Origin of the sequence: Mycobacterium marinum (genome assembly GCF_003391395.1) — a bacterium.
GTDB lineage: Bacteria > Actinomycetota > Actinomycetes > Mycobacteriales > Mycobacteriaceae > Mycobacterium > Mycobacterium marinum.
The window spans coordinates 1,401,562-1,416,905 of the sequence record NZ_CP024190.1; the positions used below are offsets into that span (position 1 = coordinate 1,401,562).

The window sequence follows — 15,344 nt, forward strand, 5'->3', positions numbered from 1 at the left end:
TTTCCAAGGTATTGCCGTCACATTTCGCGCGGGCTATGTGCCTATTGCGCGTGAGGCGGATGGGTCCAGCGTTAGAAGGGTGGCGGTTCCTCGTCATCGGATGCCGATGCGTCGCGCGGCCCGAAATAGCACTCTTCCCAACGCCGTCGCCGGGCTTCGCGGCTAGTCATGTTGTGGTTGCGTTCGGCCGCAATGCGTGCGGCGGAGCTTTGGGCGCGAGTCCGGGCGCGTTTGGGCATCATCGCGTCGCGGTTTCCGCAGTGATCCTGTGGCCTCCGAGCGGGGGGCGGCAGCTCCGGGCTGGGCGCGAATAGTCCCGGGAGAAGCCATGCGCTGCCCGGCGTGGTGACGTAGGTCTGCCCATCGGGCAACGACCAGATGACAGTTGCATCCGGTAGCTGCTTGTCGTGCCAGCCCCAAAATGTCTTGAGCAGATGATGTTTGCGGCAGAGGCATTTCAGGTTCGACGGATGCGTCGCTCCGCCGTCGCTGTACGGGATTGTGTGATCGACATCGCACTGGGTTGCGGGGCGATCGCAGCCGGGTGCCCGGCAGGTCAGGTCGCGGGCGCGAACAAAGTCCATCAAGGCCAGGGACGGTACATATCCGGTTTCGGCCAGTTTCGGCGTCGGCATCGGTTGGAGCTTGGCTGATTTGGCCAGTTCGCGCACGATCTCGGCGGGGATGATCCCGTCGCCCGGAAGAACTCCCGGCGCCTCGCCGGCCCCGTCCACCGTGTCGCGGCCGGCGACAACGTGAATCACCACTCGGCTGGGTTGTTGCGGAGCGCCCGCGGCCGGGCAGTCCGTCCTGCCGCAGCCGCATATCAGCCGGTCCTGACCGACGGCCAACGTGCCCAGTGCGTCCGCACGCCGCTGTACGACGGTACGCGGATCATCGGCACAGACTGTCTTGGCGAGTTCGTCGAGGCGACGCGCTAGCGCCTCGGCCGTCGCCGCGAAGACCTGGCCGTTGACCAACGCCATCCCGGGCTCGAGCGGGGCGCAGTCCACATACCGGTCGGCGGCATCGCGTCGCGAGCGGCGTACGGCGTCGCGATCGAATTTTGCAACCACGCGATCGACCTCTGTCGCGAGCTTCCAACTGGTCATCGATGGCCAGCGGGGCGCCTTGATGGCCAGTCGAGCGTCCACGGCCGCCAGGGCGTCAGGGTCGGTGATCAGATCGGTGCGAAACACAATCGTGCGGAACAGCCGAAAGTCGATGCCGCCGGCCCGGAACTCCGCACCCAACTGCGGTAGCCGCTCACGCATCGCCCGCGCATAGCGCAGGTTGCTGTGCCCCATTGCCACGCTGGTGTTTAGCGCTGCGGCGACCTCAGCCGCTACCGCGTCGCGGGTGTCGGCCACCCAATCCTCGCGGTTGCCGTGCTGGGACAGCCGCAACCGAAACAGATCGCCGATGGCCGCCAGGCGTTCCGCGGCAGCCCGGGCCTCGGCCCGCGCGGCGGCGGTGATCCGAGTCAGGGTTGCGGAACTGTCAGTGTCGAACACATGTTCGATCATATGCTGGTCCACCGACACCGTGGGGCGCAGCACCTGAGCACGCACATCGCGGCCTACCATCGCTCGTGTGCTGCGCAACCGGGTCACCGCCCCCGCCTGGGCGGCGCGCGCCTGATGCAGACCTTGCCGGAAGACATTCGCGCCGACGAGGCCAACGTGGTCACCTTGCCCGATGGGCGCGAACTTGCCTGCCTCGAATGGGGCGACCCCACCGGATACCCGACGTTCTACTTTCACGGCACACCAAGCTCGCGGCTGGAAGGAGCCTTCGCCGACGGCGCCGCGCGGCGTGCCCGGTTTCGGCTCATCGCCGTCGACCGGCCCGGCTACGGGCGATCGACGTTCCAAGAGGGCCGCACATTGCGGGACTGGCCGGCAGACGTCTGCGCTTTGGCCGACGCGCTGGGGTTGGACAAGTTCGGCGTGGTGGGTCATTCGGGGGCGGGACCGCACCTGTTCGCCTGCGGTGCCCGGATTGCCCCCTCGCGTCTGGCGTTCATCGGCGCACTCGGCCCCTGGGGGCCGCTGGCGACGCCGGAAATCATGGGTAGCCTCAATTTGGCGGACCGGTCCTACGCCCGTCTGGCCCAACATGGGCCGCGGTTGTTTCACGCCCTGTTCGCCCCGCTCGGTTGGTGTGCAAAGTACGCACCCGGACTGTTCACCAAGCTGATAACCGCTTCGGTACCCGCGGTCGACAAGCACCGGATGCGTGACAAACGCTTCGTCCAACACTTCCAGGCGGTGCAGCTCGAGGCGTTTCGGCAAGGCAGCCGGGGCGCCGCCTACGAAGCGTTTCTCGAGTATCGGCCGTGGGAGTTCGACCCCAGTGAGGTGGACGTGCCCACCCATATCTGGCTGGGCACCCACGACAGCTTCGTGCCGCGCGAGATGGGGGAGTACCTCGAGCGGGTGATCCCCAACGTCGAGTTGCATTGGGCCGCCGGCAAGGGCCATTTCAACGTCGAGGACTGGGATGCGATTTTCGCTGCCTGCGCCGCCGACATCTGAGCTCGCCGGCTGGCGGCGCTATTCGCGCCTTAGCCGCGACTCCACGAACCGCTCCAACTGTTCCCACTCGCGCACCGCTTTCGCATACGGAGCCGCCGGCTTGCTGCCCGAATCGGGGTCCAACACGTAGGCCACCAACTTGCCCAGCGGCTTGGCCGGGTTGAGCGCCTTGTCGACGGTGCCTTCCTCGGAGTAGTCGCCGATGTCGCGGAGCAATTCGACGGCCAGGTCGAGCTGGTCATGATCCACCGCCTCGGGCCCGTCGGCGAAATCGTCGGCCAGCCCGGTCAACACGTAGATGTTTTCGTCGGTCACATCCACCGCCAGTGAGCCGTCCGTGGCGGCGGTGCGGATGTCGTCGTAGGTGGCCAAATCCGACAGATCGTGATCATGCTCGTCGGCAAGATAGCGCGCGAGCGCCCGCTCGGAGCTGAAGACGCTGATCCGGCCGTTGCGGCCCAGGAAGATCGGGCGATCGTCCAGGTAGCAACGAAGCGTGTAGAGGTTGCCCGCGCCGGTCATGATCCGGATCGGGTCAATCCCCACCTTCAGCCAGAAATCCTCGTCGCCGCCCAGCACGACGGTGTCGCCGGCGGCGCGGTCTTCTTCGACGGAGTCTTCCTCGGCTTCGTCGGCTTCGTCGGCTTCGTCCTCGGCGGCCTCGTCCTCGTCGTCCTCATCCGCGGAGTCAGCGCTGGCCTCGTCGTCCTCGCCGGCTGCGCCCTCGTCCTCTTCGGGCTCCTCGGGCTCCTCTTCCAATTCCTCGGCGGCCTTGGCGGATAGCTTCTCGTCAACCTCAGGGGTACTGACGACTTCTTCGATCGCCTTGAGCACGTCGTCCCAGCTGCGAGCGATGATCTCGGCGATCGCGTTCCAGCGTTTCTGGCCGGCTTTACCGGAGAAGTAATCGATGCCGCCCGACACGGTGCCCAGCGTCGGATTGCCGTTGAAGAACTTCGAAACCGCCGTCAGCTCGCAGACCGATCCGATCGACGACACGATCGCCAGGGTTGCGGCCATCGCGTTCACCGATTCCTCGGTCGGCTTTTCGGCCACCAGCTCCTCGACGATGACCAGATCGAACTTCTTGTCGTCGGCCGGATCGAAGTTGTGGGCGTGAGCCTCCGTCAGGTCCTGCCACCCCGGGTGATCAACCAGGTCGTTGTCGGTGTCGGTGCGTACGAATGCGACCAGGTCCGCGACGCTGTCGAAGACGTAGAGGTCCTCGTCCTTGCCCAGGAACGCCTCCCACTCGTCCCCGGAGTCACGCCAGCGCGGTGCCCACAGCGTGTAGTGGTCACCATCGGACAGGCTCAGGCGAATGGGCACGAGGTCAGCAGCCATGCGGCACAGAATAGCGACGGCCCGCCGGCGGGCCCGGCCCGGTAGTGGTTAGCCGCCCCAGATATCAGCGATGACCGGGGCGTTCGCCGCGAAACCAGTCTTGGGCAAGCCGTACATCTGCTCCAGCGTGGAAAGCACGTTGTAGTGGCTGATGGTCTGGTTGTAGGTGCCCGGCCGTACGTGTGCGCCGTAGAACACCGTGGGAATCTGGTTGCGGCTGCCGCCGTCGTCCTCATCCCACGTCACGATCAGCAGGCTGTTGTTGGATCGGGCCCAGTTGGCGTACGGCGACAGTTGACGGTTCAACCACTCGTCAGCTGCCGCGATGGTGCCGTCGTGCATGTTGTTATCCCCGTTGGGGATGACGAAGGACACCGTGGGCAGCCTGGCGTAGTCCGCCGGCGTCGGAAACGCGGAGAAGGGCATCGACAGCGTGGCCGGAACATTGCTGAAGTTCACCCATGGCGCATGCTTGCGCCCGTACTTTCCGGCGCTGCAGACCGTCGAACCGACTTCGGGCAGGCTCTCGGCGAAACCGACGAACGTGTGGCCCGCGGCGAGCAACTCCGAAGCCAGGTTGGGCGTGCTGCCCGCATTGACCGGACACGTGTTCTTCTTCAAGCCGAAGGTGGTGCCGGCGAACAAGGCTAGGTAGTTGGGTTCGCTGGGGTGCGTTTCGGCGAAAGACTGCGACATCATCGCGCCATTGGCTGCCAGCGCATTGATGAACGGGGCCGCCTTGTTGCCAATGATGTTGGCCTGCGAATGGTTCTCCTCCACCACGACCACCACGTGTGAGAACGCCGGCAACGCAGTGGCGGTCAGGCCGATACGCGGGGGAACGTCGCTACCGTGGGCCGGTAGGGATACCGCCACCGCGCCGAGCACCGCCAGGGCTCGAAATGTACTGGTAAAACGCTGTTTCAGGCCACACACGCCCGGAGTATATGGGCGGCTCGGCCTCGGTGCCGCGAGGAGGGGGAGCGTGTCAGCGGCTTGAATCCGATTGTTATATAGGGTCACCCATATTGTTATATAGGGTCACCCATGTGGAAGTCCACGTCATTGATCACCCGCTGGCGGCGGCCCGCCTGACCGCCCTGCGTGACGAACGCACCGGAAACGCTGCCTTCCGCAAGGCCTTGCGTGAGCTGACACTGGTACTGGTCTATGAGGCGACCCGCGCAGCGCCCACCGAATCCGTCGCTATCCGTACACCGCTTGCGGCCACGACAGGCCTACGGCTGGCCAACCCCCCGCTTCTGGTTCCGGTGCTGCGCGCCGGACTGGGCATGGTCGACGAAGCGCATGCGGCGCTGCCGGAGGCGCGGGTCGGCTTTGTCGGTATCGCCCGCAATGAGCAGACCCACCAGCCCGTCCCATATCTCGAATCGCTGCCCGACGACTTGTCCGGGCTACCCGTAATGGTGCTGGACCCGATGCTGGCCACCGGCGGATCGATGACCTTTACCGTCGACTTGTTGTTGTCCCGCGGTGCGACGGACATCACGGTGCTGTGCGTGGTGGCGGCGCCGCAAGGCGTCGCGGCGCTCGAAAAGGCAGCACCGAACGCGCGGCTGTTCACGGTAGCCATCGATGACGGGCTCAACGAGGAGGCGTATATCGTGCCCGGGCTCGGCGATGCGGGCGACCGCCAATTCGGTCCGCGCTGAACTACCAACCGCTGACCGTGGAAGCCAGCTCACGGCGCAGCTCCTGGGCCCGTTGACGGGTGGCCGCCAAGTCGCCGGCTACTTCGCACCGGACTTCGATGTAGCACTTCAGTTTCGGTTCGGTGCCCGACGGCCGCACGACCACTCGCACCGAGGCGCGGTCGTCCCCGCCGGCGAAGATCAGCGCATCGGTGATGTCGGTCACGGTTGCGGTGAAACCGGCGAGCCGATCCGGCGGGGATTCACGCAGCCGACGCATCAGTGCCGCGGCCTGGTCGGCATCGGCAACCCGGCGCGCTACCGCGCCAACCTCGTGGACTCCGTACCGGTGGGCGAGGTCGTCGAGGACATCGGGAACCGATCGGCCCTGCCGCTCGAGGCTGGCCACCAGATCGCACGTCAAGACGGCGGCGCTGATGCCGTCTTTGTCCCGCACGGCGGTGGGGTCCACACAGTGCCCGATCGCCTCCTCGTAGGCGTACACCAGGGTGCCGGGCCGGTCGGCATCGGCGCGGGCCAGCCATTTGAAGCCGGTGAGGGTCTGCACGTGGACCACGCCGTAGTCCGCGGCGATAGCGGCCAGCATCCGCGACGAGACCAGCGTGCTGGCCACGATCCAGTCGCCAGGCGGTTGCTTCGAGAGGATGTAATCGCCCAGCAGCCAACCGGTTTCATCGCCCGATAGCATTCGCCAGCCGGAGGACGTCGGTATCGCGACCGCGCATCGGTCGGCGTCGGGGTCCAGCGCGATTGCCACGTCCGCCCGCACGCCGGCGGCCAGCTCCAACAGCGCATCGGTCGCGCCCGGCTCCTCCGGGTTCGGGAATGCGACGGTGGGAAAGTCCGGATCGGGCTCGAACTGTGTCGCGACGGTATGCACGTCGGTGAAGCCGGCCCGACGCAGCGTCTCCACGGCAACCGTGCCGCCCACCCCGTGCATCGGGGTCAGGGCGACTCGCACCGAACCGGCGCAACGGCGGATCCCGGCCGCACGCGCGATGTAGTGCTCAACCAGATCGGTGCGAGCGGGTGTGACGGCTTTGCGGGCGATCTGGTCGGCCGGCGGAGCGGCGGCCATCGCGGCCTCGATCTTGCGGTCGGTGGGGGAGATGATCTGGATTCCGCCATCGAGGTAGACCTTGTAGCCATTATCGGTGGCCGGGTTGTGTGACGCCGTGATCTGGATGCCGGCCACCGCGCCGCTGTGACGTACGGCGAACGCGACTATCGGTGTGGGTAGCGGCTCGGGCAGCAGCACCACCTGGAATCCTTCGGCGGCAAGTACTTCGGCTGTCGCAGTGGCGAAAGACGCCGAGCCGTGACGAGCATCACGTCCGACGATCACTGTCGCGGGCCCCGCCGGGGTCTGCTCGGCGAGCACCCGTGCCACCGCCCAGGTGGCGCGCAACACCACCGCGAGGTTCATCGCGTCCGGCCCGCCGCGCACCGGTCCGCGCAGCCCGGCAGTGCCGAAGGCCAGCGGCCGGGCGAACCGTGCGGCAAGTTCTTGGGCGTCACAGGCCGCCAGCTCGGCGGCGGTCACCGGGTCAGGATCGTGCGCGATCCACTCCTCAGGCGTCACTGTTGCGCAACCCGGCGATGACGGTGGCTAGCAGTGAGCCGATCCGCGCCGCCGACGCGGCGCCCGCCGCAAGCACCTCGGCGTGGCTCAGCGGCTCACCGGTGATCCCGGCGGCCAGGTTGGTCACCAGCGAAACACCGAGCACCTCGGCCCCCGCCGCGCGGGCGGCAATGGTCTCGTGCACCGTCGACATGCCGACCAGGTCGGCGCCCAACACCCGCAGCATGCGGATCTCGGCGGGTGTCTCGTAATGCGGCCCCGGCAGGCCGGCGTACACGCCTTCGGCCAACTCGGGGTCGGCTTGCCGGGCGACCGCGCGCAGCCGCGCCGAGTAGGCGTCGGTCAGATCCACGAACTGCGCCCCGACCAGTGGCGATCGCGCGGTCAGGTTCAGGTGGTCGCTGATCAACACCGGCTGGCCGACCTGCATGTCCGGTCGCAACCCGCCGGCCGCGTTGGTCAGTACCACGGTCCGCGCGCCCGCCGCGCACGCCGTTCGCACCGGGTGCACCACATGGCGCAGGTCATGCCCCTCGTAGGCGTGAATGCGGCCCGCCAGTACCAGCACCCGGTGATCGCCGACGGGCACCGACAGCAGCTCGCCCGCGTGCCCGGCCGCGCTCGGCGGGGTGAACCCGGGAACTTCGGTCTGCGCCAGCACGGCGGTCGGGGATCCCAGCGCGGCGATGGCCGCCGACCATCCGGATCCGAGAACTACCGCGACGTCATGCTCAGCGATCCCGGTGCGCTCGCCGATGACCTGGGCCGCGCGGCGTGCGAGTTCGTCGGGATCGGGCTGGGGGCCAGTCACACTGGGGAGCCTAGCGAGTGTGGCCGGGCGTTGAGATGGCTGTTGTGCGGGGCCGGGCGCGCGTCGATGAGATACTGCCAGAATGCCCGCACTCGTCTTGGACACCGTCGAAGAGTTGGTGCGACGGCGTGCCGGTGATCTGGTCGAGCTCTCCCACGCGATCCACGCCGAGCCGGAGTTGGCCTTCGCCGAGCACCGCAGCTGTGCCAAGACACAGGCGCTGGTGGCCGAACGTGGCTTCGAGATCACCCGGGCCGCCGCGGGGCTGGACACCGCATTTCGGGCCGATTTCGGCGATGGACCGCTGGTGGTGGGAATTTGCGCCGAATATGACGCGCTGCCCGAAATCGGGCACGCCTGCGGGCACAACATCATTGCGGCATCGGCGGTGGGGACCGCGCTGGCCCTGGCCGAAGTCGCCGACGATCTCGGTCTGACGGTCGCATTGCTGGGCACGCCGGCCGAGGAGTCCGGCGGTGGCAAGGCACTGATGTTGGACGCCGGGGTATTCGACGACATCACGCTGGCCCTGATGGTGCATCCGGGGCCCACGGACATCGCCGGCGCTCGATCCCTGGCGTTGTCCGAGGTCACCGTGCGTTACCGGGGTAAGGAGTCGCACGCCGCCGTGGCGCCGCACCTGGGGGTCAATGCTGCCGACGCCCTAACCATTGCGCAGGTGGCAATCGGATTGCTGCGGCAGCAACTGGCGCCGGGGCAGATGACCCATGGAATCGTTATCGACGGAGGTCAGGCGGTCAACGTAATTCCCGGGCACGCAATGATGCAGTACGCGATGCGCGCGGTCGAGTCGGAATCGCTGCGCGACTTGGAGGGCAGGATGTTTGCTTGCTTTGCGGCGGGGGCGCTGGCCGCCGGATGTGAATACGACATCGATGCGGCCGCACCCGCATATGCGGAATTGAAACCCGACCACTGGCTGGTCGAGGTGTGTCGAGAAGAGATGCTTCGGCTTGGGCGCACCCCGGTGCCGGCCAGCGTCGAGGAGGGGCTGCCGCTGGGCAGCACCGACATGGGCAACGTGACACAGGTGCTGCCGGGCATCCATCCGGTGATCGGTGTCGACGCCGGCGGGGCCACGGTGCACCAGCGCGCCTTCGCGGCCGCCGCGGCCGGTCACAGCGCTGACCAAGCGGTCGTCGACGGCGCAATCATGCTGGCGCGCACCGCGGTCGCGCTGGCCGAGAATCCGGACCAGCGGGACCGAGTGCTGGCCGCCCAGCAGCGCAGGGCGGCGTCATGAGCCTTGTCGACACCGCCGAATCCTGGCTGGCCGCGCACTATGACGAGCTGGTCGGCTGGCGCCGGCACATCCATCGCTATCCGGAGCTGGGCCGCCAGGAGTTCGCCACCACCCAGTTTGTCGCCGAACGGCTTGCCGACGCCGGGCTCAACCCCAAGATATTGCCCGGCGGGACGGGACTGACCTGCGATTTCGGTCCCGAGCATCAGCCCAGGATCGCGCTGCGTGCCGACATGGACGCGCTGCCGATGGCCGAGCGCACCGGTGCGCCCTACGCCTCGACGATGCCCAACATCGCCCACGCCTGCGGGCACGACGGCCACACCGCGATTCTGCTGGGTACCGCGCTGGCGTTGGCGACGGTGCCGGAGCTGCCGGTCGGGGTGCGTCTGATATTCCAGGCCGCCGAGGAGCTGATGCCCGGCGGCGCCATCGACGCGATCGCGGCCGGAGCACTGACCGGGGTGTCACGGATCTTTGCCCTGCACTGCGATCCCCGGCTCGAGGTGGGCAGGGTTGCGGTGCGGCAGGGGCCTATCACCTCGGCGGCCGACCATATCGAGATCACGCTGTATTCACCCGGTGGGCACACGTCGCGGCCACACCTGACCGCCGACCTGGTCTACGGGCTGGGCACGCTGATCACCGGGCTGCCCGGCGTGCTGTCGCGGCGCGTCGACCCCCGTAACAGCACCGTCCTGGTCTGGGGGGCGGTCAACGCGGGCGTGGCCGCCAACGCCATTCCGCAAACCGGTGTGTTGGCCGGCACCGTTCGCACCGCCAGCCGGCAGACCTGGATCGATCTGGAAGAGATCATCCGTGAGTCCATCACTGCGCTGCTGTCGCCACTGGCAATCGAGCACACGCTGCAATACCGGCGCGGCGTTCCACCGGTGGTCAACGAGGAAGTCTCGACCCACATCCTCACCCACGCCATCGAATCCGTCAGCCCGGATGCGCTGGCCGATACTCGCCAGTCAGGCGGCGGCGAGGATTTCTCCTGGTACCTAGAAGAGGTCCCGGGTGCGATGGGGCGTCTGGGAGTTTGGTCCGGCGACGGGCCGCAGCTGGACTTACATCAGCCGACGTTTGACCTCGATGAGCGGGCACTGGGGATCGGCGTGCGCGTGATGGTCAACATCATCGAGCAGGCCGCGGCGTTCTAACCGCTCGCGAGCGTGCGTGTCTGGACAACGACACGCCGGTATTGCCGGCATTATGCGCACGCTCGTCGTGGTGAATTGTGGGCCCGTCAGGTGCGCCTCGACGATGGCCCCATGCACGCAGAGCTCGCCCGGTTGCTCGACGCCCAAGGCGGGGTGGCGACGTCCGCCCAGGTACTGACGTTCCTGACCCGGCGCGGGCTGGAAGCCGACCTGAAAAGCGGGGTACTGAGCAGAGTTTGGCATGGCATTTATGGCCGCGGTGTGTTGACCAGTGGGCTGCGGCTGCGCGGAGTGGACCTGGCAGTCGGCGCACCGGTCGCCGCATGCCTGGGGACCGCCGCTGCGGCCTACGGCTTTGACACCGAGCAAACCGGGGATCTGCATGTGCTGAATCCCGAGGGGCGGCAATTGCGATCCACCGACGGCCTGACCGTGCACCGGCGCGCCGGTGCACCGTTGACTCGCCTCGCGGGGCGAGAACTCACGACGCCCGCGTGGACGGCGATGGAGGTCGCCCGGGGGCTGCGTCGGCCGCGAGCGTTGGCGACACTGGACGCCGCCCTGCGCAGCGGGACATGCGACCGTGACGACCTCGACCGAGCGGTCTGTCTGCAATCCGGCCGGCGCGGCGTCGTGGCCGTGCGCGAGTTGCTCGCATTGGCGAGTCCGCTGGCGGAGTCGCCGATGGAGAGCGAGACCCGGCTGGTGATGATCGAAGGCGGACTACCCGCGCCAGTGCTGCAATACGAGCTGGTCGGCTCCGACGGCCGGCGCTGGCGACTGGATTTCGCGTGGCCGGGTCTGCGGGTCGCGGCAGAGTACGACGGCGTCGACTGGCATAGCGGGCCGCAAGCATTCCTGCGGGATCGACGGCGCAGTGCGGCGCTGCTGGAGTTGGGGTGGGTGATAGTGCCCATCGTGGCCGACGATGTCAGGCATCGGCCGGCCGAACTTGTCCAGCGGCTGGCCAGGGCGCTGGCCCGGGCTCAGGCCGCCTGATGGGCTCGCGAGGGTGCCCAAATTGCCGGCCGCAACGGCGTGTCGGCGTGCAGACACGCACCCTCGCGGCAGAGGTTGACGCAACCCCCGGCTAGGTTCCGGTCCCCGGGCCGATGTTGCGGGCCGGCCGGGTACGCAAATCGTGCACATAATCGCTTGGTGCGCCCGCGATCTCGGCGGCATCGGCCATCACGCCCAGGTAGCGCGCCGACGGCAGACCGCCCTCCCAGGCGTCGAGCACGTACAGCCAGGCCAGGACGGGATCGGTGGTGGTGTCCGAGGACAATCGCTCCACCCGGCAGCGGATCTTCTGGTGGATGCCGAACTCCGAGCCCTCCCAGTGGTCGAGGTTCTTCTCGTCGGCCGGTGTCATGTCGTAGAGCACCACGAACACCTTGGAGTCGGGATCCTCGACGACGGTGGCCAGGGCTCCTTCCCAGCCGATGTCCTCGCCGCCGAAGGTCAGCCGCCACCCGGGCAACCAGCCGGTTCCGGCCATCGGGGAGTGGGGTGCACGCATGAGCATCTGATCGGGATGCATGTTCGATCCGTACGCGGCGTAGAGCGGCACGCAGAAATCTTAAACGTCACGTAAACGGATGCGGCTCATCCCTGGGTGTGATGCTTGGCTCTTCATGCTCAGGCGCGCCCGGTCGGGCTCTCACGGCGGCACGCGAGGCAGTTCTGAGCCCCTCAAGCTAGGTTATTGCGTGTGGTGACCCGCATCGTGATCCTCGGTGGAGGCCCAGCCGGTTACGAAGCCGCGCTGGTGGCCGCCACCTCACACCCCGAATCAGCCCAAGTCACAGTGATCGACTCCGACGGTATCGGTGGTGCCGCCGTTCTGGACGACTGTGTGCCGTCCAAGACGTTCATCGCGTCCACCGGCCTGCGCACCGAGCTGCGAAGAGCGCCTCACCTGGGCTTCCTCATCGACTTCGACGAGGCGAAAATCTCGTTGCCCAAGATCCACGCCCGGGTCAAGGAGCTGGCCGCGGCGCAGTCGGCGGACATCACCGCCCAGCTGCTCAGCGTGGGCGTGCACGTGATCGCCGGTAAGGGCGAGCTGCTCGACCCCGCACCCGGCCTGCGCCACCGCGTCAAGGCGACGGCCGCCGACGGCACCACCAGCGAGCACGACGCCGACGTCGTGTTGATCGCCACCGGAGCGAGCCCGCGGATCCTGCCGTCGGCGCGACCGGACGGCGAGCGCATCCTGACCTGGCGGCAGCTCTACGACCTGGACGCGTTGCCCCAGCACCTGATCGTGGTGGGCTCGGGGGTGACGGGCGCGGAGTTCGTCGACGCCTACACCGAACTGGGTGTGCGGGTCACGGTGGTGGCCAGCCAGGATCACGTGTTGCCCTACGAGGACGCCGACGCCGCACTGGTCTTGGAGGAGTCGTTCGCCGAACGCGGCGTCCGACTGTTCAAGAACGCCCGCGCCCAGTCCGTCACCCGCACCGACAACGGGGTTCTGGTGACCATGACCGACGGCCGCACCGTCGAGGGCAGCCACGCGCTGATGACGATCGGGTCGATCCCCAACACCAGCGGCCTCGGCCTGGAACGCGTGGGTATCGAACTCGGACCGGGAAACTATCTGAACGTGGACCGGGTGTCACGCACGTCGGTGCCCGGCATTTACGCCGCGGGCGACTGCACCGGCCTGTTGCCGCTGGCCTCGGTCGCCGCGATGCAGGGTCGCATTGCGATGTACCACGCGCTGGGGGAGGGCGTGAGCCCGATCCGGTTGCGCACGGTTGCGGCGACGGTGTTCACCAGGCCCGAGATCGCTGCCGTCGGCGTGCCGCAGTCGGCGATCGACAACGGTTCGGTGCTTGCCCGCACCATCATGTTGCCGTTGCGGACCAACGCCCGGGCCAAGATGTCTGAGGTGCGGCACGGTTTCGTCAAGGTCTTCTGCCGGCGGTCCACCGGTGTGGTCATCGGCGGCGTGGTGGTGGCGCCGATCGCTTCCGAGCTGATCCTGCCGATCGCGGTGGCGGTGCAGAACCGGATCACGGTCAACGAGCTGGCCCAGACACTGGCCGTTTACCCGTCGTTATCGGGTTCGATCACCGAGGCCGCTCGCCGCCTGATGGCCCACGATGATCTGGACTGAAGCCCAACTACTGCGACGCCGCACCAATTAGCCTTGTGGTGCACCTAGCGCCTACTGACAAGAAACCGACAGGAGTTCATTGTCGTGAGCAATCCGACCGACGCATCGCAGCGTGACCAGACCGGGCCCGCCGGTTCGCTGGGGCCCGAGCAGCGCGCGTTGGCTTGGGAGCGGCTCGGTGCCGAGCAGTTCGATGTGGTGGTTATCGGCGGCGGGGTAGTGGGCTCCGGGTGTGCGCTGGACGCCGCTACCCGCGGGCTGAAGGTGGCCCTGATCGAAGCCCGCGATCTGGCCTCTGGCACGTCGAGCCGTTCGTCGAAGATGTTCCACGGTGGACTGCGCTACCTCGAACAACTGGAATTCGGCCTGGTGCGCGAAGCTCTTTTCGAGCGCGAGCTGTCGCTGACCACGTTGGCGCCGCATCTGGTCAAGCCCCTGCCGTTTCTGTTCCCGCTCACCAAGCGTGGCTGGGAACGTCCCTATATTGCCGCCGGGATCTTCCTCTACGACCGCCTCGGCGGCGCAAAATCGGTTCCCGCGCAGAAGCATTTGACCCGTGCCGGCGCGTTGCGGCTGAGCCCGGGCCTCAAACGCAGCTCCCTGATCGGCGGTATCCGCTACTACGACACCGTCGTCGACGATGCCCGGCACACCATGACGGTCGCTCGTACCGCGTCGCACTACGGGGCGGTCGTCCGTTGTTCCACCCAGGTGGTAGCGCTGCTGCGCGAGGGCGACCGGGTGGTCGGGGTGCGGGTGCGCGATTCCGAGGATGGCTCGATCACCGAGGTCCGCGGGCACGTGGTGGTCAATGCCACCGGGGTCTGGACCGACGAGATTCAGGCGCTGTCCAAGCAACGCGGGCGATTCCAGGTTCGAGCGTCCAAGGGTGTGCACGTGGTGGTGCCCCGGGACCGCATCGTCAGCGACGTCGCGATGATCCTGCGCACCGAGAAGTCGGTCATGTTCATCATTCCGTGGGGAAGCCACTGGATCATCGGGACTACCGACACCGACTGGAACCTGGACCTGGCCCACCCCGCGGCCACCAAGGCCGACATCGACTACATCCTGGGCACGGTCAACGCGGTGCTGGCCACGCCCCTGACGCATGCCGACATCGACGGCGTATACGCCGGTCTGCGACCACTGCTGGCCGGGGAGAGCGACGACACGTCCAAGCTGTCGCGCGAGCACGCTGTGGCGGTACCGGCGGCGGGGCTGGTGGCCATCGCCGGCGGCAAATACACCACCTACCGGGTGATGGCGGCCGACGCGATCGACGCCGCCGTGCAGTTCGTTCCGGCCCGGGTGGCGCCGTCGATCACCGAGAAGGTCAGCCTGCTGGGCGCCGACGGCTACTTTGCTCTGGTCAACCAGGTGGAACACGTCGGCGAGATGGTCGGTCTGCACCCCTACCGAGTGCGTCACCTATTGGACCGCTACGGATCGCTGATCAACGAGGTGCTGGAACTGGCGGCCGACGATCCGGACCTGCTGACGCCCATCAAGGAGGCTCCTGGCTACCTCAAGGTGGAGGCCCTTTACGCCGTCACCGCCGAGGGCGCGCTGCATCTGGAAGACATCCTGGCCCGCCGCATGCGGGTCTCCATCGAGTACCCGCACCGTGGTGTCGACTGCGCCCGTGAGGTGGCCGACGTGGTCGCACCGGTGCTCGGGTGGACCGTTGAGGACATCGAGCGGGAAGTCGCGAACTACAAGGCGCGGGTGGAAGCGGAGGTCCTGTCGCAGGCCCAGCCTGACGACGTATCGGCGGACATGTTGCGGGCCAGCGCACCCGAGGCGCGTGCCGAGATCCTCGAGCCGGTGCCGCTGAATTGAA

Annotated in this window: 13 protein-coding genes; 7 read left to right on the forward strand and 6 right to left on the reverse strand. The window is 67.5% G+C overall.

Translation table 11 applies throughout. The features are described from left to right. Positions 1–71: 71 nt before the first annotated feature. Positions 72–1,526, reverse strand: coding sequence for an HNH endonuclease signature motif containing protein (locus CCUG20998_RS05855; RefSeq protein ID WP_103653922.1), 1,455 nt, complete (start codon positions 1,524–1,526; stop codon positions 72–74). A gap of 114 nt (positions 1,527–1,640) precedes the next feature. Between CCUG20998_RS05855 and CCUG20998_RS05860 the strand changes: the two genes are divergently transcribed. Beyond that, positions 1,641–2,537, forward strand: a complete 897-nt coding sequence (locus CCUG20998_RS05860; protein WP_012393093.1) for an alpha/beta fold hydrolase — start codon at positions 1,641–1,643, stop codon at positions 2,535–2,537. A gap of 18 nt (positions 2,538–2,555) precedes the next feature. Here the strand turns inward: CCUG20998_RS05860 and satS are convergent, their stop codons facing one another. Together satS and CCUG20998_RS05870 are read right to left on the reverse strand one after the other, a co-directional pair. After that, positions 2,556–3,881 carry a protein export chaperone SatS gene (gene satS, locus CCUG20998_RS05865; protein WP_103653923.1) on the reverse strand — a complete coding sequence of 442 codons (1,326 nt, stop codon included), beginning with the start codon at positions 3,879–3,881 and terminating at the stop codon, positions 2,556–2,558. A 48-nt stretch (positions 3,882–3,929) separates the two neighbouring features. Beyond that, positions 3,930–4,817, reverse strand: coding sequence for an alkaline phosphatase family protein (locus CCUG20998_RS05870; protein WP_103653924.1), 888 nt, complete (start codon positions 4,815–4,817; stop codon positions 3,930–3,932). A 113-nt stretch (positions 4,818–4,930) separates the two neighbouring features. On the opposite strand from CCUG20998_RS05870, the gene upp reads away from it, so the two are divergent. Continuing rightward, a complete protein-coding gene (gene upp / locus CCUG20998_RS05875; RefSeq protein ID WP_012393096.1) occupies positions 4,931–5,554 on the forward strand; it encodes a uracil phosphoribosyltransferase in 624 nt (207 codons plus the stop codon). Position 5,555: 1 nt separating this feature from the next. Here upp and CCUG20998_RS05880 read toward each other — a convergent pair whose 3' ends face one another. Both CCUG20998_RS05880 and CCUG20998_RS05885 read right to left on the reverse strand, forming a co-directional pair. Then, a complete protein-coding gene (locus CCUG20998_RS05880; RefSeq protein ID WP_103653925.1) occupies positions 5,556–7,136 on the reverse strand; it encodes a phospho-sugar mutase in 1,581 nt (526 codons plus the stop codon). Continuing rightward, positions 7,126–7,947, reverse strand: a complete 822-nt coding sequence (locus tag CCUG20998_RS05885; protein WP_015354802.1) for a purine-nucleoside phosphorylase — start codon at positions 7,945–7,947, stop codon at positions 7,126–7,128. The genes CCUG20998_RS05880 and CCUG20998_RS05885 overlap by 11 nt, the downstream gene beginning before the upstream one ends. Before the next feature lie 82 nt (positions 7,948–8,029). Here CCUG20998_RS05885 and CCUG20998_RS05890 point away from each other — a divergent pair, with 82 nt between their 5' ends. From CCUG20998_RS05890 to CCUG20998_RS05900, 3 genes are all read left to right on the forward strand, one after another. After that, positions 8,030–9,211: a M20 family metallopeptidase gene (locus CCUG20998_RS05890; protein ID WP_012393099.1), complete on the forward strand. Its 1,182-nt coding sequence runs from the start codon at positions 8,030–8,032 to the stop codon at positions 9,209–9,211. Beyond that, positions 9,208–10,377 carry an amidohydrolase gene (locus CCUG20998_RS05895; RefSeq protein WP_038578994.1) on the forward strand — a complete coding sequence of 390 codons (1,170 nt, stop codon included), beginning with the start codon at positions 9,208–9,210 and terminating at the stop codon, positions 10,375–10,377. Before CCUG20998_RS05890 ends, CCUG20998_RS05895 begins: the two co-directional genes overlap by 4 nt. 111 nt (positions 10,378–10,488) lie before the next feature. Beyond that, positions 10,489–11,376 (forward strand): hypothetical protein, encoded by an 888-nt coding sequence (locus tag CCUG20998_RS05900; RefSeq protein ID WP_036457491.1) that lies wholly within the window; start codon positions 10,489–10,491, stop codon positions 11,374–11,376. 91 nt (positions 11,377–11,467) lie between these two features. On the opposite strand, the gene CCUG20998_RS05905 is transcribed toward CCUG20998_RS05900, so the two are convergent. Then, a complete protein-coding gene (locus CCUG20998_RS05905) occupies positions 11,468–11,947 on the reverse strand; it encodes a gamma-glutamylcyclotransferase family protein (RefSeq protein ID WP_011740604.1) in 480 nt (159 codons plus the stop codon). A 141-nt stretch (positions 11,948–12,088) separates the two neighbouring features. On the opposite strand from CCUG20998_RS05905, the gene CCUG20998_RS05910 reads away from it, so the two are divergent. Together CCUG20998_RS05910 and CCUG20998_RS05915 are read left to right on the forward strand one after the other, a co-directional pair. Next, the gene (locus tag CCUG20998_RS05910; RefSeq protein WP_020732082.1) at positions 12,089–13,501 is read left to right on the forward strand and encodes an NAD(P)H-quinone dehydrogenase; all 1,413 of its coding nucleotides are present in this window, start codon (positions 12,089–12,091) and stop codon (positions 13,499–13,501) included. 84 nt (positions 13,502–13,585) lie between these two features. Continuing rightward, complete coding sequence (locus CCUG20998_RS05915) at positions 13,586–15,343, forward strand: glycerol-3-phosphate dehydrogenase/oxidase (RefSeq protein ID WP_012393103.1); 1,758 nt, start codon at positions 13,586–13,588, stop codon at positions 15,341–15,343. Position 15,344: the final 1 nt, after the last annotated feature.

What these genes read in the sequence shown, in the direction of transcription:
- satS (WP_103653923.1), bottom strand. Translation starts at nt 3,881, where the DNA reads ATGGCTGCTGACCTCGTGCCCATTCGCCTGAGCCTGTCCGATGGTGAC.
- CCUG20998_RS05900 (WP_036457491.1), top strand. Translation starts at nt 10,489, where the DNA reads ATGCACGCAGAGCTCGCCCGGTTGCTCGACGCCCAAGGCGGGGTGGCG.
- CCUG20998_RS05855 (WP_103653922.1), bottom strand. Translation starts at nt 1,526, where the DNA reads ATGATCGAACATGTGTTCGACACTGACAGTTCCGCAACCCTGACTCGG.
- CCUG20998_RS05890 (WP_012393099.1), top strand. Translation starts at nt 8,030, where the DNA reads ATGCCCGCACTCGTCTTGGACACCGTCGAAGAGTTGGTGCGACGGCGT.
- CCUG20998_RS05860 (WP_012393093.1), top strand. Translation starts at nt 1,641, where the DNA reads ATGCAGACCTTGCCGGAAGACATTCGCGCCGACGAGGCCAACGTGGTC.
- CCUG20998_RS05895 (WP_038578994.1), top strand. Translation starts at nt 9,208, where the DNA reads ATGAGCCTTGTCGACACCGCCGAATCCTGGCTGGCCGCGCACTATGAC.